Annotated in this window: 22 protein-coding genes and 1 other annotated feature; of the genes, 9 read left to right on the top strand and 13 right to left on the bottom strand. The window is 52.0% G+C overall.

The features are described 5' to 3' along the window. Nucleotides 1-307 precede the first annotated feature (307 nt). The 3 genes from clpB to rluD form a co-directional block, all read right to left on the bottom strand. Nucleotides 308-2,881 (bottom strand): ATP-dependent chaperone ClpB, encoded by a 2,574-nt coding sequence (gene clpB / locus V6E55_RS21905; RefSeq protein ID WP_316943909.1) that lies wholly within the window; start codon nucleotides 2,879-2,881, stop codon nucleotides 308-310. Nucleotides 2,882-3,010: 129 nt separating this feature from the next. Next, nucleotides 3,011-3,742 carry a purine nucleoside phosphorylase YfiH gene (gene yfiH / locus V6E55_RS21900; protein ID WP_316943908.1) on the bottom strand — a complete coding sequence of 244 codons (732 nt, stop codon included), beginning with the start codon at nucleotides 3,740-3,742 and terminating at the stop codon, nucleotides 3,011-3,013. Next, nucleotides 3,739-4,719, bottom strand: a complete 981-nt coding sequence (gene rluD / locus V6E55_RS21895) for a 23S rRNA pseudouridine(1911/1915/1917) synthase RluD (protein WP_028016723.1) — start codon at nucleotides 4,717-4,719, stop codon at nucleotides 3,739-3,741. Before rluD ends, yfiH begins: the two co-directional genes overlap by 4 nt. 131 nt (nucleotides 4,720-4,850) lie before the next feature. On the opposite strand from rluD, the gene bamD reads away from it, so the two are divergent. From bamD to pheA, 4 genes are all read left to right on the top strand, one after another. After that, the gene (bamD, locus tag V6E55_RS21890) at nucleotides 4,851-5,588 is read left to right on the top strand and encodes an outer membrane protein assembly factor BamD (RefSeq protein WP_013098339.1); all 738 of its coding nucleotides are present in this window, start codon (nucleotides 4,851-4,853) and stop codon (nucleotides 5,586-5,588) included. Between the two features lie 268 nt (nucleotides 5,589-5,856). Beyond that, nucleotides 5,857-6,198, top strand: a complete 342-nt coding sequence (gene raiA / locus V6E55_RS21885) for a ribosome-associated translation inhibitor RaiA (protein WP_008502470.1) — start codon at nucleotides 5,857-5,859, stop codon at nucleotides 6,196-6,198. Nucleotides 6,199-6,301: 103 nt separating this feature from the next. Then, nucleotides 6,302-6,427: a sequence feature (Phe leader region), on the top strand. Then, entirely contained in the window at nucleotides 6,303-6,350 is a 48-nt protein-coding gene (gene pheL / locus V6E55_RS21880) for a pheA operon leader peptide PheL (protein WP_100249759.1), read from the top strand. Its footprint overlaps the feature before it by 48 nt. A gap of 30 nt (nucleotides 6,428-6,457) precedes the next feature. After that, nucleotides 6,458-7,618: a bifunctional chorismate mutase/prephenate dehydratase gene (gene pheA, locus V6E55_RS21875; protein WP_129995162.1), complete on the top strand. Its 1,161-nt coding sequence runs from the start codon at nucleotides 6,458-6,460 to the stop codon at nucleotides 7,616-7,618. Here pheA and V6E55_RS21870 read toward each other — a convergent pair. Genes V6E55_RS21870 through aroF form a run of 3 tightly spaced genes read right to left on the bottom strand, consistent with a single transcriptional unit; the run spans nucleotide 7,615 to nucleotide 10,750 of the window. Beyond that, nucleotides 7,615-8,487 carry an SMP-30/gluconolactonase/LRE family protein gene (locus V6E55_RS21870; RefSeq protein WP_316943907.1) on the bottom strand — a complete coding sequence of 291 codons (873 nt, stop codon included), beginning with the start codon at nucleotides 8,485-8,487 and terminating at the stop codon, nucleotides 7,615-7,617. The two genes, pheA and V6E55_RS21870, sit on opposite strands and share 4 nt — an antisense overlap. A 60-nt stretch (nucleotides 8,488-8,547) precedes the next feature. After that, on the bottom strand, nucleotides 8,548-9,669 hold the full coding sequence (gene tyrA, locus V6E55_RS21865) for a bifunctional chorismate mutase/prephenate dehydrogenase (RefSeq protein ID WP_028016726.1): 1,122 nt from the start codon (nucleotides 9,667-9,669) through the stop codon (nucleotides 8,548-8,550). 10 nt (nucleotides 9,670-9,679) lie between these two features. Continuing rightward, nucleotides 9,680-10,750: a 3-deoxy-7-phosphoheptulonate synthase AroF gene (gene aroF / locus V6E55_RS21860; RefSeq protein WP_316943906.1), complete on the bottom strand. Its 1,071-nt coding sequence runs from the start codon at nucleotides 10,748-10,750 to the stop codon at nucleotides 9,680-9,682. Nucleotides 10,751-10,964: 214 nt separating this feature from the next. Between aroF and V6E55_RS21855 the strand changes: the two genes are divergently transcribed. The 4 genes from V6E55_RS21855 (at nucleotide 10,965) to V6E55_RS21840 (ending at nucleotide 13,743) form a co-directional block, all read left to right on the top strand. Continuing rightward, nucleotides 10,965-11,339 carry a DUF2799 domain-containing protein gene (locus V6E55_RS21855; protein ID WP_236921577.1) on the top strand — a complete coding sequence of 125 codons (375 nt, stop codon included), beginning with the start codon at nucleotides 10,965-10,967 and terminating at the stop codon, nucleotides 11,337-11,339. 138 nt (nucleotides 11,340-11,477) lie between these two features. Beyond that, entirely contained in the window at nucleotides 11,478-12,032 is a 555-nt protein-coding gene (locus tag V6E55_RS21850) for a YfiR family protein (RefSeq protein WP_189338747.1), read from the top strand. Continuing rightward, a complete protein-coding gene (dgcN, locus tag V6E55_RS21845; RefSeq protein ID WP_129995161.1) occupies nucleotides 12,025-13,245 on the top strand; it encodes a diguanylate cyclase DgcN in 1,221 nt (406 codons plus the stop codon). The genes V6E55_RS21850 and dgcN overlap by 8 nt, the downstream gene beginning before the upstream one ends. 12 nt (nucleotides 13,246-13,257) lie before the next feature. Next, nucleotides 13,258-13,743, top strand: a complete 486-nt coding sequence (locus tag V6E55_RS21840) for an OmpA family protein (protein ID WP_114978721.1) — start codon at nucleotides 13,258-13,260, stop codon at nucleotides 13,741-13,743. A gap of 2 nt (nucleotides 13,744-13,745) precedes the next feature. Here V6E55_RS21840 and V6E55_RS21835 read toward each other — a convergent pair whose 3' ends face one another. The 7 genes from V6E55_RS21835 to ffh all read right to left on the bottom strand — a co-directional run bounded on the left by V6E55_RS21835 (nucleotide 13,746) and on the right by ffh (nucleotide 19,162). Beyond that, nucleotides 13,746-15,116 (bottom strand): PepSY-associated TM helix domain-containing protein, encoded by a 1,371-nt coding sequence (locus V6E55_RS21835; protein ID WP_316943905.1) that lies wholly within the window; start codon nucleotides 15,114-15,116, stop codon nucleotides 13,746-13,748. Nucleotides 15,117-15,153: 37 nt separating this feature from the next. Then, complete coding sequence (locus tag V6E55_RS21830) at nucleotides 15,154-15,558, bottom strand: DUF2946 domain-containing protein (RefSeq protein ID WP_316943904.1); 405 nt, start codon at nucleotides 15,556-15,558, stop codon at nucleotides 15,154-15,156. A gap of 132 nt (nucleotides 15,559-15,690) precedes the next feature. Next, a complete protein-coding gene (rplS, locus tag V6E55_RS21825; RefSeq protein ID WP_002914145.1) occupies nucleotides 15,691-16,038 on the bottom strand; it encodes a 50S ribosomal protein L19 in 348 nt (115 codons plus the stop codon). 43 nt (nucleotides 16,039-16,081) lie between these two features. After that, nucleotides 16,082-16,849 (bottom strand): tRNA (guanosine(37)-N1)-methyltransferase TrmD, encoded by a 768-nt coding sequence (trmD, locus tag V6E55_RS21820; protein WP_028016734.1) that lies wholly within the window; start codon nucleotides 16,847-16,849, stop codon nucleotides 16,082-16,084. 31 nt (nucleotides 16,850-16,880) lie between these two features. Continuing rightward, nucleotides 16,881-17,420 (bottom strand): ribosome maturation factor RimM, encoded by a 540-nt coding sequence (rimM, locus tag V6E55_RS21815; protein WP_049007936.1) that lies wholly within the window; start codon nucleotides 17,418-17,420, stop codon nucleotides 16,881-16,883. Between the two features lie 15 nt (nucleotides 17,421-17,435). Further along, the gene (gene rpsP, locus V6E55_RS21810) at nucleotides 17,436-17,684 is read right to left on the bottom strand and encodes a 30S ribosomal protein S16 (protein ID WP_003863133.1); all 249 of its coding nucleotides are present in this window, start codon (nucleotides 17,682-17,684) and stop codon (nucleotides 17,436-17,438) included. A gap of 116 nt (nucleotides 17,685-17,800) precedes the next feature. Continuing rightward, on the bottom strand, nucleotides 17,801-19,162 hold the full coding sequence (ffh, locus tag V6E55_RS21805) for a signal recognition particle protein (RefSeq protein ID WP_008502496.1): 1,362 nt from the start codon (nucleotides 19,160-19,162) through the stop codon (nucleotides 17,801-17,803). Nucleotides 19,163-19,328: 166 nt separating this feature from the next. Here ffh and V6E55_RS21800 point away from each other — a divergent pair, with 166 nt between their 5' ends. Then, complete coding sequence (locus V6E55_RS21800; protein ID WP_032666789.1) at nucleotides 19,329-20,120, top strand: cytochrome C assembly family protein; 792 nt, start codon at nucleotides 19,329-19,331, stop codon at nucleotides 20,118-20,120. The last annotated feature ends 12 nt before the right edge of the window (nucleotides 20,121-20,132 follow it).

The raw sequence follows: 20,132 nt of genomic DNA, 5'->3' as shown, positions 1-20,132 counted from the left end.
TTGTCTGATAAATTGTTAAAGAGCAGTGCCGCTTCGTTTTCGCTGCGGCGCGGGGTGTGCATATTACGCTTTCCCGCCACAGAGTCAAGCGTTTATTTTGCTTTTCTCTGCTGACCTGGCGGCGTGTGTGCCGTTGTTCCGTGTCAGTGGAGGCGCATTATAGGGAGTTATTCCGAAGCCGCAAGGATAAAGTGAAAATTATTTTCCAACCGCTCACTTTCCAGGCAAACTTCATTCCAGACCTCAATTTTCGCCTGGTTTTTAAACAAAAACGAGCCGCAAGCGGCTCGTTTTTTCGTTTTGTGACTTACTGCACTGCCACAATGCGATCGTCGTTGGCTTCCAGACGGATAACTTTGCCTGGAATCAACTCTCCGGAAAGAATCTGCTGCGCCAGCGGATTTTCGATCTGCTGTTGGATAGCACGTTTTAATGGACGCGCACCGTACACCGGATCGTAACCATTCTCGCTCAGCAGCTTCAGCGCCTCGTCGGAGATGTGAATTTCATATCCACGCTCTTCCAGACGTTTGTACAGACGCTGCAACTGGATCTGCGCAATCGACGCAATGTGTTTCTCACCCAGAGGATGGAATACCACCACTTCATCAATACGGTTGATGAACTCAGGACGGAAGTTATGGCTCACGACACCGAGCACCAGATCCTTCATATGGCTATAGTCCAACTCACCGAAACGTTCCTGAATCAAATCGGAACCCAGGTTCGAGGTCATGATGACAACCGTATTACGGAAGTCGACTGTTCTCCCCTGCCCATCGGTCAGACGACCATCATCCAGCACCTGAAGCAGAATATTGAAGACATCCGGATGCGCTTTCTCTACCTCGTCCAGCAAAATGACGGAATAAGGACGACGGCGCACCGCTTCTGTCAGATAACCACCTTCTTCATAACCCACGTATCCCGGAGGTGCCCCGACCAGACGCGAAACAGAATGCTTCTCCATAAACTCGGACATGTCGATACGCACCATCGCATCATCGCTGTCGAACATAAAGTTAGCCAGCGCTTTGCACAGCTCGGTTTTACCGACACCGGTTGGCCCCAGGAACAGGAACGAACCAATCGGGCGGTTTGGATCGGACAGCCCTGCACGGCTACGACGGATCGCGTTGGAAACCGCTTCAACCGCCTCGTTCTGACCAATCACCCGGTTATGTAAATCCTGCTCCATACGCAGCAGTTTTTCACGCTCACCTTCCAGCATGCGTGCCACAGGGATACCGGTCCAGCGAGCCAGCACTTCGGCAATTTCCGCATCCGTCACTTTATTACGCAACAGACGCATCGTTTTGCCTTCAGACTGCGTAGCAATCTCAAGCTGTTTTTCCAGCTCAGGAATTTTGCCGTACTGCAGCTCTGACATCCGCGCCAGATCGCCCACACGGCGGGCCTGCTCAATGGCAATTTTTGCCTGTTCGAGTTCCGCCTTTATGGTCTGAGTGCCAGAAAGGGATGCTTTCTCGGCTTTCCACTCTTCTTCCAGTTCAGAGTACTGGCGTTCTTTATCGTCCAGTTCTTCATTGAGCATATCCAGACGTTTCTTACTGGCTTCATCAGACTCTTTCTTCAGCGCCTGCTGTTCCAGCTTGAGCTGGATGATACGGCGGTCGAGCCTGTCGAGCTCTTCCGGTTTCGAGTCAATCTGCATACGAATGCTTGAAGCCGCTTCATCGATCAGGTCGATTGCTTTATCCGGCAACTGACGATCGGCAATATAACGATGCGAAAGTGTCGCCGCCGCAACAATGGCCGGGTCAGTGATCTGCACATGGTGGTGCAGCTCATAACGCTCTTTCAGACCACGCAAAATCGCGATGGTATCTTCAACGCTTGGCTCAGCAACAAACACTTTCTGGAAACGACGTTCAAGAGCAGCATCTTTTTCAATGTACTGACGATACTCATCAAGCGTAGTGGCACCGACGCAGTGAAGTTCACCACGCGCCAGAGCAGGTTTCAGCATGTTCCCGGCATCCATCGCGCCGTCCGCTTTACCCGCACCGACCATAGTGTGCAGTTCGTCGATAAACAGGATGACATTGCCTTCCTGTTTCGCCAGATCGTTAAGCACGCCTTTCAGACGCTCTTCGAACTCACCACGGTATTTCGCCCCGGCTACCAACGCGCCCATATCCAGCGCCAGTACACGACGGCCTTTCAGCCCCTCCGGCACTTCACCATTGACGATTCGCTGCGCCAGCCCTTCAACAATGGCGGTTTTACCGACACCCGGTTCGCCAATCAGTACCGGGTTGTTCTTGGTACGACGCTGCAATACCTGGATAGTACGGCGGATCTCTTCGTCACGGCCGATAACTGGGTCAAGTTTGCCCTGTTCAGCACGTTCGGTCAGATCGACCGTAAATTTCTTCAAAGCCTGACGTTGGTCTTCGGCTCCCTGATCGTTCACGCTTTCACCTCCGCGCATTTTCTCAATCGCCTGAGTCACATTGGCGGTGGTCGCACCGGCAGATTTCAGCAGGTCGGTCAAGGCACCGCGTGATTCAAGCGCCGCCAGAACAAACAACTCTGACGAAATAAAGTTGTCCCCACGTTTTTGCGCCAGCTTGTCGCAAAGGTTCAGCACACGCACCAGATCCTGCGACGGTTGAACGTCGCCGCCGGTACCTTCTACCTGCGGTAAGCGGCTCAGCGCCTGATCGATGGCTGTGCGTAACTGGCCAGTATTAATGCCAGCGGACGTTAATAAAGGACGTACCGATCCCCCTTCCTGATTCAGCAAGGCGCTCATTAAATGAAGAGGTTCGATAAATTGGTTGTCGTGCCCCAGTGCGAGGGACTGGGCATCGGCGAGAGCAAGCTGGAATTTATTAGTAAGACGATCCAGACGCATAACTCCTCCCATAACAGGTCAAATTTGCTACTGGAGATTAAATGAGGTCATCCCTCAATTATTCAAGGTTAATGACCTGAATTATGTGAAAAGAAAACGGCACGTGCCGGATCGTCTTGATTCTTTAGGTTATATCAGCCAAATAAAACTTGCCATACGACCCGTCGTCTTGTCGCGGCGATAAGAGAAAAAATCACCCTTTTCGGTGAAGGTACAGCGATCGCCACCGAAGATCTGCGTCACACCGACATTATTCAGGCGCTGGCGAGCAAGCTGATAAATATCGGCCAGATATTTATCCCCCGAAGGCAGGAAGGCGTCCACTGCTTGCGGATCTTTATCGATAAATGCTTCACGAACCTCTGGTCCCACCTCAAAAGCATGGGGACCAATGGCCGGGCCAAGCCAGGCCATGATATTGGCAGGTTCATCTTTAAAGCAGGAGACGGTCTCCTCCAGCACGCCTTCACACAGGCCGCGCCATCCCGCATGTGCTGCTGCGACCTCAGTACCTGCACGGTTACAGAACAGCACAGGCAGACAATCGGCAGTCATTACGGCACAAACCGTTCCCGGAATATTACTGTAAGAGGCGTCAGCGCGTTTTGAAACGTAGGGTTCTCCCGTCAGCTTCAGCACCGTTTTTCCATGAACCTGTTCCAGCCAAACCGGTTTCGACGGCAAGTTCCCCGCAGCAAACAGACGCTTGCGGTTTTCTTCAACGTGCTCCAGGTTGTCGCCACAGTGTGCACCGAGGTTCAGTGACTCCCACGCCCCCTGGCTCACACCGCCAATACGGGTTGAACTACAGGCGGCCACACCTGCAGGCAATGGCCATTCCGGGACAATCAGTTTGGTCATAACCAGTCCACTTGATCCTTATGTTCTTCGAAATCGGCACGCATGGCGTCAATAAGTTCCACCATATCCTGCGGGATAGGCGCATGCCACTCCATCTGAATACCAGTGATAGGATGGTAAAGACGCAGCATGGTCGCGTGCAGCGCCTGACGATCGAATTTACGCAATACGCTGATGAACTCATCCGATGCGCCTTTTGGCGGACGCGGGCGACCACCATATACCTGATCCCCCACCAGCGGGTGGGTAATGTGCGCCATATGCACGCGGATCTGGTGAGTACGCCCGGTTTCCAGGCGCAGACGCAGGCGCGTATGAATACGGAAGTGTTCCATAATGCGATAGTGCGTCACCGCCGGTTTACCCATCGGATGCACCGACATATGAGTACGTTTGGTTGGGTGACGGCTGATTGGCTCTTCCACTGTTCCACCAGAGGTCATATGCCCAATGGCTACCGCTTCATACTCTCGAGTGATTTCGCGCAGCTGCAGCGATTCCACCAGACGGGTCTGAGCTGGAACGGTCTTCGCCACCACCATCAAACCGGTGGTGTCTTTATCCAGACGGTGAACAATTCCTGCGCGCGGAACATCTGCGATAGGCGGATAATAATGGAGAAGCGCGTTAAGTACTGTACCGTCAGGATTCCCCGCCCCCGGATGAACAACCAGGTCACGTGGTTTGTTGATCACCAGAATGTCATCATCTTCATAGACAATGTCCAGTGGGATATCCTGCGGCTCGAAGCGGATTTCCTCTTCGATTTCAGCATTGATGGCGACAGCTTCCCCACCTAACACTTTCTCTTTTGGTTTGTCCCAGATCTTGCCGTTTACCAGCACGCGCTGGTCAAGGATCCATTCTTTTATGCGTGAACGCGAATAATCAGGGAACAATTCGGCCAAAGCCTGATCTAAGCGTTGACCGAGCTGATTTTCGGAGACTGTTGCGGTGAGTTCTACTCGTTGTGCCATAAACTGCTTCTTCGTTTAACGTTGGGTTTTACGGCTTTGCCGTTTAATATAGTGTGCTATTGTAGCTGGTCTTAATCGGGAGCAGGAACAGAGTTTCTCCCGGACAAACATTTGAGGAAAGTCAAAACGTCATGACGCGCATGAAATATCTGGTGGCAGCGGCCACGTTGAGCCTGGCTTTGGTGGGCTGCTCCGGTTCAAATGAACAGGTCCCTGACAATCCGCCGAATGAAATCTATGCGACTGCACAACAAAAGTTGCAGGACGGTAACTGGAAACAGGCGATAACGCAACTGGAAGCGTTGGATAATCGCTATCCATTTGGTCCGTATTCGCAGCAGGTACAGTTAGATCTCATCTACGCATACTACAAAAATGCCGATCTGCCGCTGGCTCAGGCAACCATCGATCGTTTCATGCGTCTGAACCCGACTCATCCTAACATCGACTATGTAATGTACATGCGCGGCCTCACCAACATGGCGCTGGACGACAGTGCTCTGCAGGGCTTCTTCGGCGTGGATCGTTCCGACCGTGACCCGCAGCATGCACGTGATGCCTTCAATGACTTCTCCAAACTGGTGCGCGGCTACCCGAACAGTCAGTACGTGACTGACGCGACCAAACGTCTGGTGTTCCTGAAAGATCGTCTGGCAAAGTATGAATACTCCGTGGCGGAATACTATACCCGCCGTGGCGCATGGGTTGCCGTGGTTAACCGCGTAGAAGGTATGTTGCGTGATTATCCGGATACTCAGGCAACGCGTGATGGTCTGAAGCTGATGGAAAATGCTTACCGTCAGATGCAGATGACCGCTCAGGCTGACAAAGTAGCGAAAATCATCGCAGCAAACAGCAGCAACACCTGATATTGCCTCAATGTAGAACGGCAGCCCGAAGGCTGCCGTTTTTTTATTCATTCTGGATATAAGCTGAAGCGGTTTAGCCTCAACACATCCTATCAACTATGACCGTAATTTTTGCCTTCCACAAGGTAAATATCACCTCTTCCTGCCCTGCCTCACAAAAAAGATTCCCTGACAAAAACCGACAAAATAACGTGATCCAAATCACACATTTTGACATTAGGTCGGGTATGCTGGAATCACCAAGACGGAAAGACAAGAGGTAAAATTTATGACAATGAACATTACCAGTAAACAAATGGAAATTACTCCGGCAATTCGCCAGCACGTCGCAGACCGTCTCGCCAAACTGGATAAATGGCAAACTCATTTGATTAATCCACATATCATTCTGTCCAAGGAGCCGCAGGGTTTCATCGCTGACGCAACTATCAATACTCCAAACGGCCATCTGGTCGCCAGCGCAAAACATGAAGATATGTACACCGCAATTAACGACTTGATCAACAAGCTGGAACGGCAGCTCAATAAAGTGCAACACAAAGGTGAAGCCCGTCGCGCCACAACATCGGTGAAAGACGCCAGCTTCGCGGAAGAAGTTGAAGAAGAGTAATCCTTTAAATTGAGTGTACCGCCAACGCGCCTTCGGGCGCGTTTTTTATTGACAGGGTGAAAACAGTACGGGTACTTTAACGGTATCAAACACAGGATGATTTCATGAAACTAACGCCGTTTTTCTTCGCATTCTTTTTTACCTTCCCCTGAATGGGAGGCGTTTCGTCGTGTGATAAAGAATGCGAAGACGAACAACAAGGCCTCCCACCCCGGGAGGCCTTTTTTATTGATAACGATAAAACGAGACAGGCAACACTATGACACCGGAAAACCCGTTACTGGATCTACGCGTTAAAATCAGCGCGCTGGATGAGAAATTACTGGCGCTGCTGGCAGAACGCCGCTTACTCGCTGTCGAAGTGGGCAAAGCTAAACTGGATTCCCATCGTCCGGTGCGTGATATCGACCGCGAGCGTGACCTGCTGGAGCGCCTGATTCAGCTCGGCAAAGCGCATCACCTGGATGCGCATTACATCACCCGCTTGTTCCAGCTCATCATCGAAGACTCGGTTCTGACCCAACAAGCGCTGTTGCAGCAGCATCTGAACAAAACCAATCCGCACTCTGCCCGTATCGCGTTTCTGGGTCCGAAAGGTTCGTATTCACACCTGGCGGCACGTCAGTATGCAGCCCGCCATTTCGAAGAGTTTATTGAAAGTGGATGCGCGAAGTTTGCCGATATTTTCAATCAGGTTGAAACCGGCCAGGCTGATTACGCGGTGGTCCCGATTGAAAATACCAGCTCAGGTGCCATCAATGATGTCTACGACCTGCTGCAACACACCAGTCTGTCGCTGGTTGGTGAGCTGACCATTCCAATTGATCATTGTGTCCTGGTCTCTGGCTCCACTGACCTCAGCAAAATCGAAACGGTGTACAGCCATCCGCAGCCGTTCCAGCAATGTAGCCAGTTCCTGAACCGCTATCCGAACTGGAAAATTGAGTACACTGAAAGCACCTCTGCGGCGATGGAAAAAGTGGCGCAGGCAAATTCCCCAACCGTTGCTGCACTGGGTAGCGAGGCCGGTGGTGCGCTGTATGGCCTTCAGGTACTGGAACGAAACCTGGCAAACCAGACGCAAAATATCACCCGCTTTGTGGTGCTGGCCCGCAAGGCTATTAACGTCTCTGACCAGGTACCGGCGAAAACCACGCTGCTGATGGCCACTGGCCAACAGGCCGGTGCGCTGGTTGAAGCACTGCTGGTACTGCGTAACCACAACCTGATCATGACGAAACTGGAATCACGCCCGATTCATGGAAATCCGTGGGAAGAGATGTTTTATCTTGATATCCAGGCCAACCTGGAATCTTCCTCAATGCAAAAAGCCCTGCGTGAACTGGGCGAAATCACCCGTTCAATGAAAGTACTGGGCTGTTACCCGAGTGAAAACGTCGTTCCGGTCGACCCGACCTAACGTTCGATAAAGCGGCTTTTCTTCATCCCTGCCACACTGACGGGCAGGGTGAAGATGGCTCCGGAGAGTGGGTACTTCGCCACCTCCTCCACATCCATGTTTTCCCGCGTGGTGGTAATAAACAGCGTTTTCATATCATCACCACCAAAACAGACCATTGTCGGGCACCGTACCGGCATTCGATACACTTCCAGTTGCTCTCCTTGCGGTGAAAAACGCGCGATACGCCAGCCATCAAACAGTGCGCTCCAGTAACAACCTTCCACATCCATCGCTGCACCGTCCGGTATCCCTTCGCCTTCTTTAAACCGATGAAATACCTCACGCCTGCCGGGTTCCCCCTGGTCATCAAGCGGCGTACGATAGATAACGCCGTTTGGCGTGTCAGAGGTATACATCCATTGTTTATCCGGACTAAACGCTAAACCGTTGTGCCCGTGAATATCGCACTGGATCACTTTCGGTGTCAGGCCGTTGTCGATACGCATCAACAGTGCGCCGTTGTAATCACCCGGCCCCCAGAACGTCCCCGCATAGAACCGCCCATGATGATCGGTCCCCCCATCATTAAAGCGCGCCAGTTGCGGGTTAGACGGGTTATCACACACTTTACGCTGGAGTAGCCCGTGTTTATCGGTAAGCCAGATACCATTGCGCATGGCGACGATAAACCCGCCACGCTCACGCAGGGCGAAACAGCCCACCTCTTCATGGAATGAAAGCACGGTGTGTTCCGCCGTCGGCAGATGATATCGGTGGATCTCCCCTTCCAGAATATCAGCCCAGTAGAGCGCGCTCTCTTCTGCACTCCACGTTGGGCACTCAGGCAGATGCCCGGTGTAATTCAACAGCAGCTGCGGTTCAGCCATGACAGTTCCCCAAAATGAAAAAAGCCAGCAATGCTGGCTTTCAGTATATACATCATCACATTACTGGCGACTGTCATTTGCCTGACGCAACAATGTACGGCTCTCACTCTGGAAACGCTGCGCATAATCGCCAAACCAATGCTCGACTTTGCGGAAGCTGTCGATAAATGCCTGCTTGTCTCCGTGCTCCAGCAGCGTAATGGCTTCGCCGAAACGCTGATAATAGCGCTTAATCAGTGCCAGGTTGTTCTCAGACGACATAATAATGTCAGCGTAAAGCTGGGGATCCTGCGCAAACAGACGCCCGACCATCGCCAGTTCCAGACGATAGATCGGTGAAGAGAGCGCCAGTAGCTGTTCAAGCTGCACATTCTCTTCCGCCAGATGCAGCCCATAAGCAAAGGTCGCAAAGTGGCGAAGCGCCTGAATAAACGCCATGTTCTGATCATGCTCAACCGCGCTGATGCGGTGCAACCGTGCGCCCCATACCTGAATCTGTTCCAGGAACCATTGATAGGCTTCCGGCTGACGACCATCACAGTAAACAACTACCTGCTTCGCCAGGCTACCGCTGTCCGGGCCAAACATCGGGTGCAGACCCAGCACCGGGCCAGTATGCGCCGCCAGCATCGCCTGAAGCGGACCATTTTTAACAGATGCCAGATCAACCAGGATGCAATCTTTCGGTAATGGAGGAAGCTTCCCGATGATCTGCTCCGTCACATGGATCGGTACGCTGACGATCACCATTCCGGCATCTTTCATGAGTTCAGGAGCTTTTGCCCAATCCTCTTTTTCCAGAATGCGCACCTGGTAGCCAGAAAGCGCCAGCATTTTTTCAAACAGACGTCCCATCTGGCCGGCACCACCAACAATGACCACCGGACGCAGAGACGGACAAAGGGTTTTGAAGCCCTTGTCATTTTCACTCGAATAAGATTCCCGCATCACACGACGCAAGACATCTTCAATCAAATCCGGAGAGACACCCAGCGCCTGAGCCTCTTTGCGACGAGAGGCCAACATTGAGGCTTCACGCTCCGGCACATAAATCGGCAGGCCGTATTTGCTTTTAACCTCACCGACTTCAGCAACCAACGCCATGCGGCGCGCCAGCAGGTCCAGCAGCGCCTTATCCACTTCATCTATTTGATCGCGTAATGCGGTCAATTCAGCAACCATACCTAACCTCTTAAGCCAGACGCGTCGCCAGCTGGCCGTTTAAATCTTTATGGATCTCACGCAGCAGCGCATCGGTGGTCTCCCAGCTGATGCAGGCATCCGTCACGGATACACCATGCTTCATTGCGCTACGCGGTTGTTCAGATGATTGATTGCCTTCATGAATATTGCTCTCAATCATCAGACCGATAATAGAACGGTTGCCATCTTTGATCTGCGCGACCACCGATTCCGCAACCGCAGGCTGAAGACGGTAATCTTTGTTCGAATTACCATGACTGCAATCTACCATCAGTGCAGGACGCAGTCCCGCCTGCTCCATCTCTTTTTCGCACTGCGCCACATCCGCCGGGCTGTAATTCGGTGCTTTACCCCCGCGCAGGATCACATGACCATCCGGATTGCCTTGCGTTTGCAGAAGGCAAACCTGTCCTGCCTGGTTAATGCCGACAAAACGGTGCGGCATTGCGGCGGCGCGCATGGCGTTGATCGCGGTAGCCAGGCTGCCATCAGTACCATTTTTAAAACCAACTGGCATTGACAGGCCAGACGCCATCTCGCGGTGAGTTTGTGATTCCGTGGTGCGCGCACCAATTGCGGACCAGCTGAACAGATCGCCGAGGTATTGCGGGCTATTCGGATCCAGCGCTTCCGTCGCCAGCGGCAGCCCCATGCTGACCAGTTCCACCAGCAGGCGACGCGCAATCTTCAGCCCGGCTTCCACATCAAACGAGCCATCCATGTGCGGATCGTTAATCAACCCTTTCCAGCCAACGGTAGTACGTGGCTTTTCAAAATAGACGCGCATCACCAGATAGAGGCTATCGCTGACCTCCTCCGCTAATGCTTTAAATCGACGAGCGTACTCAATGGCGGTTTCAGGATCGTGAATGGAGCAAGGACCACATACCACCAGCAGGCGCGGATCGCGGCCAGCGATGATGTCAGAAATGGTCTGGCGAGAATGCTCAATCTGAGCCTCCTGCGCAACGCTCAGCGGGAACTCCGCTTTCAGTTGATCCGGCGTAATTAAAACCTGTTCGTCAGTGATATGTACGTTGTTCAGAGCGTCTTTTTGCATGATGGCGATCCTGTAAAACTCGTTTGCGATAGTTGTTTTCCTCAAAGAGGTGAAACCACCATACCATAAAAAGTAAACATTTCAATCCAAAATGCGTACACTTTAATTTACACTAACCAATTTATTGCAAAAATCATGGTATAAAAACGTAAACTTTAAATTACACAGCAACTTTCTTTAGCCAGGCTATGCTGAAGAAAAAAGGAGAATGGCTATGCGTTCAATTGCTCTCGTGCTGTTGTCGCTGTTTTTATCGGGCTGCCAGATCAATCCTTACACCTTCCAGCCCGACTGGACCAGTCCATCCTGGTTTGATGCAGGTAAAGAAGACGCTATGAACGGCCTGCCGGTTAAAGATAACCAGACCCTGGCCGATAGTTTTAACGACCCACACGTTGATCGTAGTGAATATCTTCGAGGCTATGCCGATGGTCAGAAGAAAGTCTGTGAAGAGGGGTTTATTCACGCCTGGGGATTAGCAGGCAAATCTTTTCCTGCCAGTTGCGATACTGCCGAAAACGCAGCAAAACTGCATGAGTCATGGCAAAAAGGGATGGATGAAAGTATGCGTTCCAGCAGACTAAATTAAGTCTGTTTTTATCCATCGGAAAATAAACAACAGTAGGATTTAGCTTAGGTCGGCCCCAGGTTATTTCTGACATAATGACGGCTTTGATAAACAATGGTATTCTGCCCGCAACTCTCAAGGACATCTATTTCCGGAGCGATGTGGCGGATTCTGGTGAGAAATTCATTCTTGATCTCTTTTTTCCGACTCACTCTGGCACTAATGCTGTTCCTTATGGTGGGCCCAGCGACGGCAGGCGCGCTTACGGAAACGGATAAATCGGTACGCTCGATTGTCTCAGGTATTGTGAGCTATACGCGATGGCCATCACTATCCGGGCAGCCTAAACTCTGCGTTTATGCCTCTTCTCACTACACTCGTGCACTCAGCGACGAAGAGGGGCAAATCAGCGGGTTACCTTATACTCCTGTCATTGTACGTAACGATCAGGAAGCCCTGGCCGAAACGTGCGATGCTATTTATTTCGGGTCTGAATCGCCTGCAAAACAACTTGAATTAATAAGTCAATATCAGGGCAGAGCATTGCTATTAATCTCAGAGCAAAATCCGGAATGTGCTATTGGCAGTGCCTTTTGCCTGATAATCGATCACGGTCAGGTACGGTTTTCTGTCAATCTTGATGCGTTGGCTCGAAGTGGCGTGAGAGTCAATCCGGATGTATTAATGCTTGCACGGAATAAGCAGCATGGATAAAGATTTCACATCAACGCCACGCCCAACGTTTAAAAGAACATTGAGGCGAATCAACATGATAAGCGTCATTATAACGATGACGTTAATATGGCTTTTGCTCTGCTTTGCATCCGTCGTGACATTAAAGCAATACGCACAAAAAAATCTCGAATTAACCGGCGCAACGATGAGCCATAGCCTTGAAGCCTCCCTGGTTTTCAACGATTCACTGGCAGCCAACGAAACACTTGCCACTCTGGGTAAACAGGGGCAGTTTGCCGTGGCAGAAGTCGTCAACGCGCATAAAAAGCGGTTTGCTTACTGGTCATGGAACCCGGAAGATAACAACGACACGCTGGGTGCGTTGGTCAGCCGCTGGCTTTTCCCCGAACCGATTTCACAGCCCGTTATGCATAATGGTGCGATGATCGGCGAAATTCGCCTTACCGCACGTGACAACCTCATTAGCCATTTCATCTGGATGTCATTTGCCGTTCTCACTGGCTGCATTCTTTTTGCTACCGTCGTCGCACTCACCATTACACGATCATTGCATCATGGCATGGTAACGGCCCTGCAAAACATTACCGACGTCGTTCATGACGTACGGACGAATCGCAACTTCTCTCGCCGGGTAAGAGATGGTCGTATCGAAGAATTTCACCAGTTTGGCGAAGACTTCAACAGCCTCCTGGATGAGATGGAGGAATGGCAGCTGAAGCTGCAGGCGAAAAACGCCCAGTTGCTGCGCACCGCCATGCACGATCCATTGACCGGTCTTGCCAATCGGGCGGCTTTTCGTAACAGCATCGCGGCATTAATGAACGACATCTCCGCGAAAACAAACTCTGCTCTGCTGTTCCTCGACGGCGATAATTTTAAATTTATTAATGACACCTGGGGGCATGCTGCAGGCGATTGCGTGCTAATTGAAGTCGCCAGCAGGATGGTTGAATTTGGCGACAAACGTTATCAATCATACCGCCTCGGCGGTGACGAATTCGCCATGGTGCTGTACGGCGTGCATTCTGAACTCGAGGTCCAACACATTTCTGCTGCGCTATCGCAGCAGTTTATCCGTCCGTTTGATCTGCATAATGGGCACACTGCATCAATGTCACTCAGCATTGGTTATGCTCTGGCGTGGGAAAATACCTCAGTAGAGGCATTACTGGAGCATGCCGACCGCAATATGTATCTGGTGAAAAACCAGCGTTCGAAAACAATATCCTAAAAGGAATACGATATGTTAAAGCGATACTTCGCGCCATTGTTACTGGCATCACTCGTCCTGGCTGGCTGTCAGACTCCGCCAAAAGGGAAATTCACTCCAGAGCAAATAGCGGCAATGAAGTCATACGGCTTTAACGAATTAAACGGCGACTGGTCTCTGGGGCTGTCGGACAAAATCCTGTTTGATAAAAATGACGCCACACTGCGCCCGGAAAGTGAAACCCAGATCCAGACAATGGCCTCACGCCTGGCAGCAACTGGCTTAAACCATGCCCGTATGGATGGTCACACAGATAACTATGGCGAGGAGGGCTATAACGAGGCGCTTTCATTAAAACGCGCGAACGTCGTAGCAGACGCGTGGGCAAAAGGGGCAAATATCCCGCGCAGTAATCTCACCACGCAGGGATTAGGTAAAAAATATCCGGTTGCGAGCAACAGTACCCCGCAAGGGCGTGCTGAAAACCGTCGGGTGGCAGTCGTTATCAGCACACCATAAGGTTATTTAGCGGATGATTCGGCGAGCGACACGCCAGTTGCCGCTCGCCAGCGCAGCCAGTCAACCAGAACAAACAGAGCCAGACTTACGCCCATTACTGGCAAAGCCAGCCCGAGCAGTACACTGATTATCGCCGTGACGACCTTTCCCCATCCCGAGAGCGCCAGCCAACTCTGACAAAGCGTCTGGACCGGATTTGCCGCAGATTGCGCCGGACGACGCATCCACCACATCCAGTATCCCCAGATGATTAGCACACACAACGCCAGGCCAAACGCCACAAGCAGCAACTGATTAACCAGACCGAATAAGATCCCCATATGGAAATCTACCCCCCAGCGGGTGAGCTTCGCCATCAACGGGAAATCCTCGAAGCGGGTTCTGTCCAGAATCTGCATCGTATTGGGGTCAACTGCTACGGCGTCGACCTGCGTCGGCCAGCTACGATCGATTTCCGTCACAGTCCAGGCTTGATTCGCTGTTTTCGCCGGGCGGATCTCCAGCTTGTTGGCCTCAATTCCTGCATTACGTGCAGCGCTTAGCACACCATCAAAATGGGTAAGATCCATCGCCATCTCATGCATCATCATTCCGCTGTGATGACCACGGTGTTCGGCGTGTTCATCCACGATCTCCTGCTGACCGGAAAGCGTCGTGTTCACCTGCGGGGTTAGCCAGTTCATCTCAGCACGCAGCTTATCAACGTTTCCCCCCGCCCATTGAGACCAGGTCAGGCCAGTCACTGAGAACAACAGCATTCCCCCCAGCAACGTCCAGCCTAACGTCACATGCACGCGACGCCGATTCTGGAAACGATTGTTAATTCGGCGTTTTGGTCGGGTATAAAACCACAGGGCAATCCCTCCCAGCGCGGCAACCCACATCCACGAGGCCGCCAGCTCGCTATAGAGCCGCCCGACATCACCCAGCATCAGCGAGGTATGCAGATAATCAATGGTCTGGCGGAGCGGTAAAATTCCGCTGGTACCATACACCGTCATATCGCCACGCACCGCAAGGCTGACTGGATCGATAAAAATAGCGCGGGTCTCCGATGGACCAAGCGCAGGGTCAGCAAACATCACACGGGTGGTTTCACCCGCAACCAGGCCAGGACGAACGGCGTGTAGACGCAGATCGGTGCCAATGGTTTTTTCAGCCACGGCAATTTGTTCCGCCAGAGGTTGCGCCTCCCCCACTGAATCCGTGTAGAGCGCGTGCCGATACAGGGCATTTTCCAGTTGCGGCGTTGCTACATACAGCGTACCGGTCAGCGCAGCGAAGAAGATAAATGGGCCGACAAACAGCCCGATATAGAAATGCAGGCGACGCAGCAGGTTTCCCCATGCCGCGCGCGGAGTGCAGGTAGTCATACTTTTCCTTTTTAAGGCAAAAAGTTATCGATATTTTTTAAAGGGAAAAAGCAGACTGATGCGGTGGCGCGCGGGTATCAGGATAAAGCCAGGGGAAAAAGTGCCAGTGACAAACCACCTGGCGCGGTGGTTTAACAAGAAGCCTTTGCAGCACCACGCTGAGCAGGACGATCAGAGCCAGCATCACACCCGGAACATGGGCTAATAGTACGCAGTAGCCACACGCTTCCGCATGGTCGACAGGCATGGTGTGCTGCATATCACCATGATGTTCATCCATCGACATCATACTCATGTCATGATGCATACCCGGCATGGCACTCATGGGATCTTTTTGCAGCGAGACAGAGATAAGCGGCGCCACCACGATCAGCAGGATCGCGAACAGTGCGGTCAATGCCGCAGCGCGTTTCCAGTTGTGCTGATGCAGTACGTTATACACTTACCCTCCACGGAAGAGGCAAGCATTGTAAATGATTTATGACAAAAGAGTTAACGCGAGAGATGCGATGAGATAAAAAAAGGGCCAGCCTTTCGGCCAGCCCTTTTTAACAGGATGTCGCTTAAGCGAATCTTAGTTCAGACGCTCTTTAATACGAGCAGACTTACCAGTACGCTCACGCAGGTAGTACAGTTTAGCTTTACGTACAGCACCACGACGTTTAACAGCAATGCTGTCAACTACCGGAGAGTGAGTCTGGAAGACACGCTCAACGCCTTCGCCGTTGGAAATTTTACGAACAGTGAATGCAGAGTGCAGACCGCGGTTACGAATAGCGATAACCACGCCCTCGAATGCCTGCAGACGTTTTTTGGAACCTTCAACAACCCATACTTTCACTTCCACGGTGTCACCTGGACGGAAGGAAGGTACGTCCTGCTTCATCTGCTCTTGTTCAAGTTGCTTAATAATGTTGCTCATAATTTAATCTCTTATCCTGGGTAAACTGATATTCGGGAGCGTATTACGCATTCCCATCATGTTCATGCTGCTGTTGCGCGTGTTCAGTTTTGAACTCGGCCAGCAACTTTGCTTGCTCTTCAGTCAGAGCCAGGTTTTCCAGAAGTTCAGGTCTTCTAAGCCAGGTTCGGCCCAGCGACTGCTTCAAACGCCAGCGACGTATCCCGGCATGGTTTCCAGACAGTAACACTGCCGGTACTTCCATCCCTTCTAACACTTCAGGACGAGTATAGTGTGGGCAGTCCAGCAACCCATCAGCAAAGGAATCTTCCGTTGCTGAAGCTTCGTGACCCAGAACCCCCGGAATGAACCGGGCGACGGAGTCAATCAGCGTCATTGCTGGTAACTCACCACCGCTGAGAACGTAATCGCCGATAGACCATTCTTCGTCAATCTCGGTTTGAATTACGCGCTCATCTATCCCTTCGTAGCGACCACAGACCAGAATCAGCTTTTGATTCGTCGCCAGTTCGCTCACGCCCGCTTGATCAAGCTTGCGCCCCTGAGGTGACAGATAAATCACCTTTGCGCCTTCACCTGCCGCGGCTTTTGCTGTGTGAATGGCGTCCCGTAAGGGTTGCACCATCATTAGCATCCCCGGTCCGCCGCCGTAAGGACGATCGTCCACGGTACGGTGCCGGTCATGAGTAAAGTCACGAGGACTCCAGCTCTGGATGCTCAGCAGGCCATTCTTTACTGCCCGGCCAGTTACCCCGTAATCGGTAATCGCGCGGAACATTTCAGGAAACAGGCTAATTATGCCAATCCACATAGCGCCGTCTTTTACCGTTTATCCGGAGAATTTAAAAACCAGGATCCCAATCTACTTCAATCGTTTGAGTAGTGAGATCGACTTTCTTGATAACCTGTCCATCGAGGAACGGGACCAACCGCTCCTTGATGCCAAATGCATCTTTCAGGTTTGCCTTGATGACGAGAACGTCATTTGACCCGGTTTCCATCATATCGATGACTTTCCCCAGGCTGTAGCCTTCGGTGGTAACGACCTGGCAACCCATAAGGTCTTTCCAGTAGTAGTCACCCTCTTCCAGCGCCGGCAACTGCGACGAATCCACGACAATTTCACAATTAGTCAGCGCATTCGCGGCATCACGATCATCAACGCCTTTCAGCTTGATGATGATGTCCTGATTGTGGTGACGCCAGCTTTCCAGCTCGACCTCTTCCCACTTACCGCCTTTCTGGATAAACCAAGGCTGGTAATTAAAAATGCTATCAGCGTCTTCAGTGGAGGAAAACACTCTGAGCCAACCACGGATACCGTAGCAAGAACCCATTTTTCCCAATACGATCGGTTCAACAGGTGCTTTATTGCTCATCATGACCACCGTGACAGATTAAGCTGCTTTGTTTGCTGCTTTGATCAGCGTAGCAACGCGATCGGAAACAGTAGCGCCCTGGCCAACCCAGTGAGCGATACGATCCAGATCCAGACGAGTTTCTTCTTCTGCGCCAGCGGCCAGTGGGTTGAAGAAACCAACGCGCTCGATGAAGCGACCGTTGCGTGCATTACGGCTGTCAGTCACAACAACCTGGTAGAACGGACGCTTTTTAGCGCCGTGACGTGCTAAACGAATAGTTACCATAACATCCTCTTGTGTGAATAAAACAACCGGGCCCCATCGAGGAACGGAGCCCGGGTGTCATATTAAAAGCCCGAAAATTTTACTCATTTTCGGGCAAAAAGCAATCTCAAAAGCGATTAACGTCCTGGAAAGCCTGGGGGCATCATCCCTTTCATCCCACGCATCATCTTCGCCATGCCGCCTTTCTTCATTTTCTTCATCATGCGCTGCATGTCGTCGAACTGTTTCAGAAGGCGGTTAACGTCCTGTACCTGCATGCCACAACCGGCGGCAATACGGCGTTTACGGGAACCTTTGATGATATCCGGGTTAGCACGTTCTTTAAGGGTCATCGAGTTGATGATCGCCTCCATACGCACCAGCACCTTGTCATCCATCTGCGCTTTAACGTTGTCAGGGATCTGGCCCATGCCCGGCAGTTTGCCCATCAGGCTGGCCATGCCGCCCATGTTTTTCATCTGACGCAGTTGCTCAAGGAAGTCGGTGAGATCGAAACCGTCACCTTTTTTCAGCTTGCTGGCCAGTTTTTCAGCCTGCGCGCGGTCAACTTTGCTCTCGATATCTTCGATCAGCGACAGCACGTCGCCCATGCCGAGGATGCGGGAGGCGATACGATCCGGGTGGAATGGCTCCAGCGCTTCGGTTTTTTCGCCCACACCGAGGAATTTAATCGGCTTACCGGTAATGTGACGAATAGAGAGGGCTGCACCACCACGGGCGTCACCGTCCACTTTGGTCAGCACTACGCCGGTTAATGGCAGCGCTTCATTAAACGCTTTCGCGGTATTTGCCGCATCCTGGCCGGTCATGGCATCGACAACAAACAGGGTTTCTACCGGATTGATAGAGGCATGCACCTGCTTGATTTCGTCCATCATCGCTTCGTCAACGTGCAGACGACCGGCGGTATCCACCAGCAGCACGTCGTAGAATTTCAGCTTCGCTTCTTTCAGCGCGGCATTAACGATGTCGACAGGTTTCTGAGCCACGTCTGACGGGAAGAAATCCACGCCAACCTGCTCTGCCAGCGTTTCCAGCTGTTTGATCGCCGCCGGGCGATAGACGTCCGCAGACACCACCAGCACTTTCTTCTTGTGCTTCTCGCGCAGGAATTTACCCAGCTTACCGACGCTGGTCGTTTTACCCGCCCCCTGCAGACCCGCCATCAGCACCACGGCCGGTGGCTGAGCCGCCAGGTTAAGTACCTGGTTCTCTTCACCCATCGCCGAAACCAGTTCGTTACGAACGATTTTGACGAACTCCTGACCCGGGGTCAGGCTCTTGTTAACTTCATGACCAACCGCTTTCTCTTTAACGCGGTTGATAAAATCACGCACAACCGGCAACGCCACGTCTGCTTCCAGCAGCGCCATGCGCACTTCGCGCAGCGTTTCCTTGATGTTGTCTTCGGTAAGGCGTCCGCGGCCGCTGATGTTGCGCAGCGTGCGCGACAAACGATCGGTTAAATTATCAAACATTGTCTCTCGCCTGAGTAGAAACGTTGGGTCGCCATGAGCGACACATACACAGAATTTTGCCGGAGTATAACATGAAGGCGCCTTTGTTGTTATGCAACGGTTGGAGCAGGCGTCACGTAACGTTATACTGCTTCTCTTTCTTATTAAGACAACTGTCGATGCCTATATGCCTGTTTTCGCACTGATCGCCCTTGTTGCCTACTCTGTCAGCCTCGCGCTGATCATTCCCGGACTGCTGCAAAAAAACAGCGGCTGGCGGCGCATGGCTATTCTTTCCGCGGTGATCGCACTGATAAGCCACGCTTTTGCGCTGGAATCACGCATCATCCCCGGCGACGGCAGCGTGCAAAACCTGAGCGTCCTCAACGTCGGCTCGCTGGTCAGCCTGATGATCTGCACGGTGATGACCATTGTGGCCTCTAAGAATCGCGGCTGGTTACTGCTACCGATTGTGTATACCTTTGCGCTGATCAATCTGGCTTTAGCCACCTTTATGCCCAATGAGTTCATTACGCATCTGGAGGCGACGCCAGGTATGCTGGTGCATATCGGCCTGTCGCTTTTTGCCTACGCGACGCTGATTATCGCCGCGCTCTACGCCATGCAACTCGCCTGGATTGACTACCAGCTCAAAAACAAAAAGCTGGCGTTTAACCACGAGATGCCACCGCTGATGGTCATTGAACGTAAAATGTTCCACATCACCCAGGTGGGCGTGGTTCTGCTGACACTCACGCTCTGCACGGGCCTGTTCTACATGAAAAACCTGTTCAGCGTGGAGAATATCGATAAAGCGGTACTCTCTATCGTTGCGTGGTTTGTCTATATTGTCCTGCTATGGGGCCATTACCATGAAGGCTGGCGCGGTCGCCGCGTGGTCTGGTTCAACGTCGCGGGTGCGGGCATTCTCACCCTTGCCTATTTTGGCAGCCGCTTCATACAGCAATTTGCTGGCTAAGAAACAAAGGAG

It is taken from the genome of Enterobacter sp. 342 (assembly GCF_036663495.1).
In the GTDB taxonomy this organism is placed as follows: Bacteria; Pseudomonadota; Gammaproteobacteria; order Enterobacterales; family Enterobacteriaceae; genus Enterobacter.
Note: the sequence above shows the minus strand (reverse complement) of the source record. Positions and strands in the feature narration are given on the sequence as shown.

What these genes read in the sequence shown, in the direction of transcription:
- rpsP (WP_003863133.1), bottom strand. Translation starts at nt 17,684, where the DNA reads ATGGTAACTATTCGTTTAGCACGTCACGGCGCTAAAAAGCGTCCGTTC.
- tyrA (WP_028016726.1), bottom strand. Translation starts at nt 9,669, where the DNA reads ATGGTTGCTGAATTGACCGCATTACGCGATCAAATAGATGAAGTGGAT.
- V6E55_RS21855 (WP_236921577.1), top strand. Translation starts at nt 10,965, where the DNA reads ATGCGTTCAATTGCTCTCGTGCTGTTGTCGCTGTTTTTATCGGGCTGC.
- aroF (WP_316943906.1), bottom strand. Translation starts at nt 10,750, where the DNA reads ATGCAAAAAGACGCTCTGAACAACGTACATATCACTGACGAACAGGTT.
- V6E55_RS21870 (WP_316943907.1), bottom strand. Translation starts at nt 8,487, where the DNA reads ATGGCTGAACCGCAGCTGCTGTTGAATTACACCGGGCATCTGCCTGAG.
- yfiH (WP_316943908.1), bottom strand. Translation starts at nt 3,742, where the DNA reads ATGACCAAACTGATTGTCCCGGAATGGCCATTGCCTGCAGGTGTGGCC.
- V6E55_RS21800 (WP_032666789.1), top strand. Translation starts at nt 19,329, where the DNA reads ATGCCTGTTTTCGCACTGATCGCCCTTGTTGCCTACTCTGTCAGCCTC.
- V6E55_RS21840 (WP_114978721.1), top strand. Translation starts at nt 13,258, where the DNA reads ATGTTAAAGCGATACTTCGCGCCATTGTTACTGGCATCACTCGTCCTG.
- clpB (WP_316943909.1), bottom strand. Translation starts at nt 2,881, where the DNA reads ATGCGTCTGGATCGTCTTACTAATAAATTCCAGCTTGCTCTCGCCGAT.
- dgcN (WP_129995161.1), top strand. Translation starts at nt 12,025, where the DNA reads ATGGATAAAGATTTCACATCAACGCCACGCCCAACGTTTAAAAGAACA.
- pheA (WP_129995162.1), top strand. Translation starts at nt 6,458, where the DNA reads ATGACACCGGAAAACCCGTTACTGGATCTACGCGTTAAAATCAGCGCG.
- raiA (WP_008502470.1), top strand. Translation starts at nt 5,857, where the DNA reads ATGACAATGAACATTACCAGTAAACAAATGGAAATTACTCCGGCAATT.
- V6E55_RS21835 (WP_316943905.1), bottom strand. Translation starts at nt 15,116, where the DNA reads ATGACTACCTGCACTCCGCGCGCGGCATGGGGAAACCTGCTGCGTCGC.
- trmD (WP_028016734.1), bottom strand. Translation starts at nt 16,849, where the DNA reads ATGTGGATTGGCATAATTAGCCTGTTTCCTGAAATGTTCCGCGCGATT.
- rimM (WP_049007936.1), bottom strand. Translation starts at nt 17,420, where the DNA reads ATGATGAGCAATAAAGCACCTGTTGAACCGATCGTATTGGGAAAAATG.
- rplS (WP_002914145.1), bottom strand. Translation starts at nt 16,038, where the DNA reads ATGAGCAACATTATTAAGCAACTTGAACAAGAGCAGATGAAGCAGGAC.
- bamD (WP_013098339.1), top strand. Translation starts at nt 4,851, where the DNA reads ATGACGCGCATGAAATATCTGGTGGCAGCGGCCACGTTGAGCCTGGCT.
- rluD (WP_028016723.1), bottom strand. Translation starts at nt 4,719, where the DNA reads ATGGCACAACGAGTAGAACTCACCGCAACAGTCTCCGAAAATCAGCTC.
- V6E55_RS21850 (WP_189338747.1), top strand. Translation starts at nt 11,478, where the DNA reads ATGTGGCGGATTCTGGTGAGAAATTCATTCTTGATCTCTTTTTTCCGA.
- ffh (WP_008502496.1), bottom strand. Translation starts at nt 19,162, where the DNA reads ATGTTTGATAATTTAACCGATCGTTTGTCGCGCACGCTGCGCAACATC.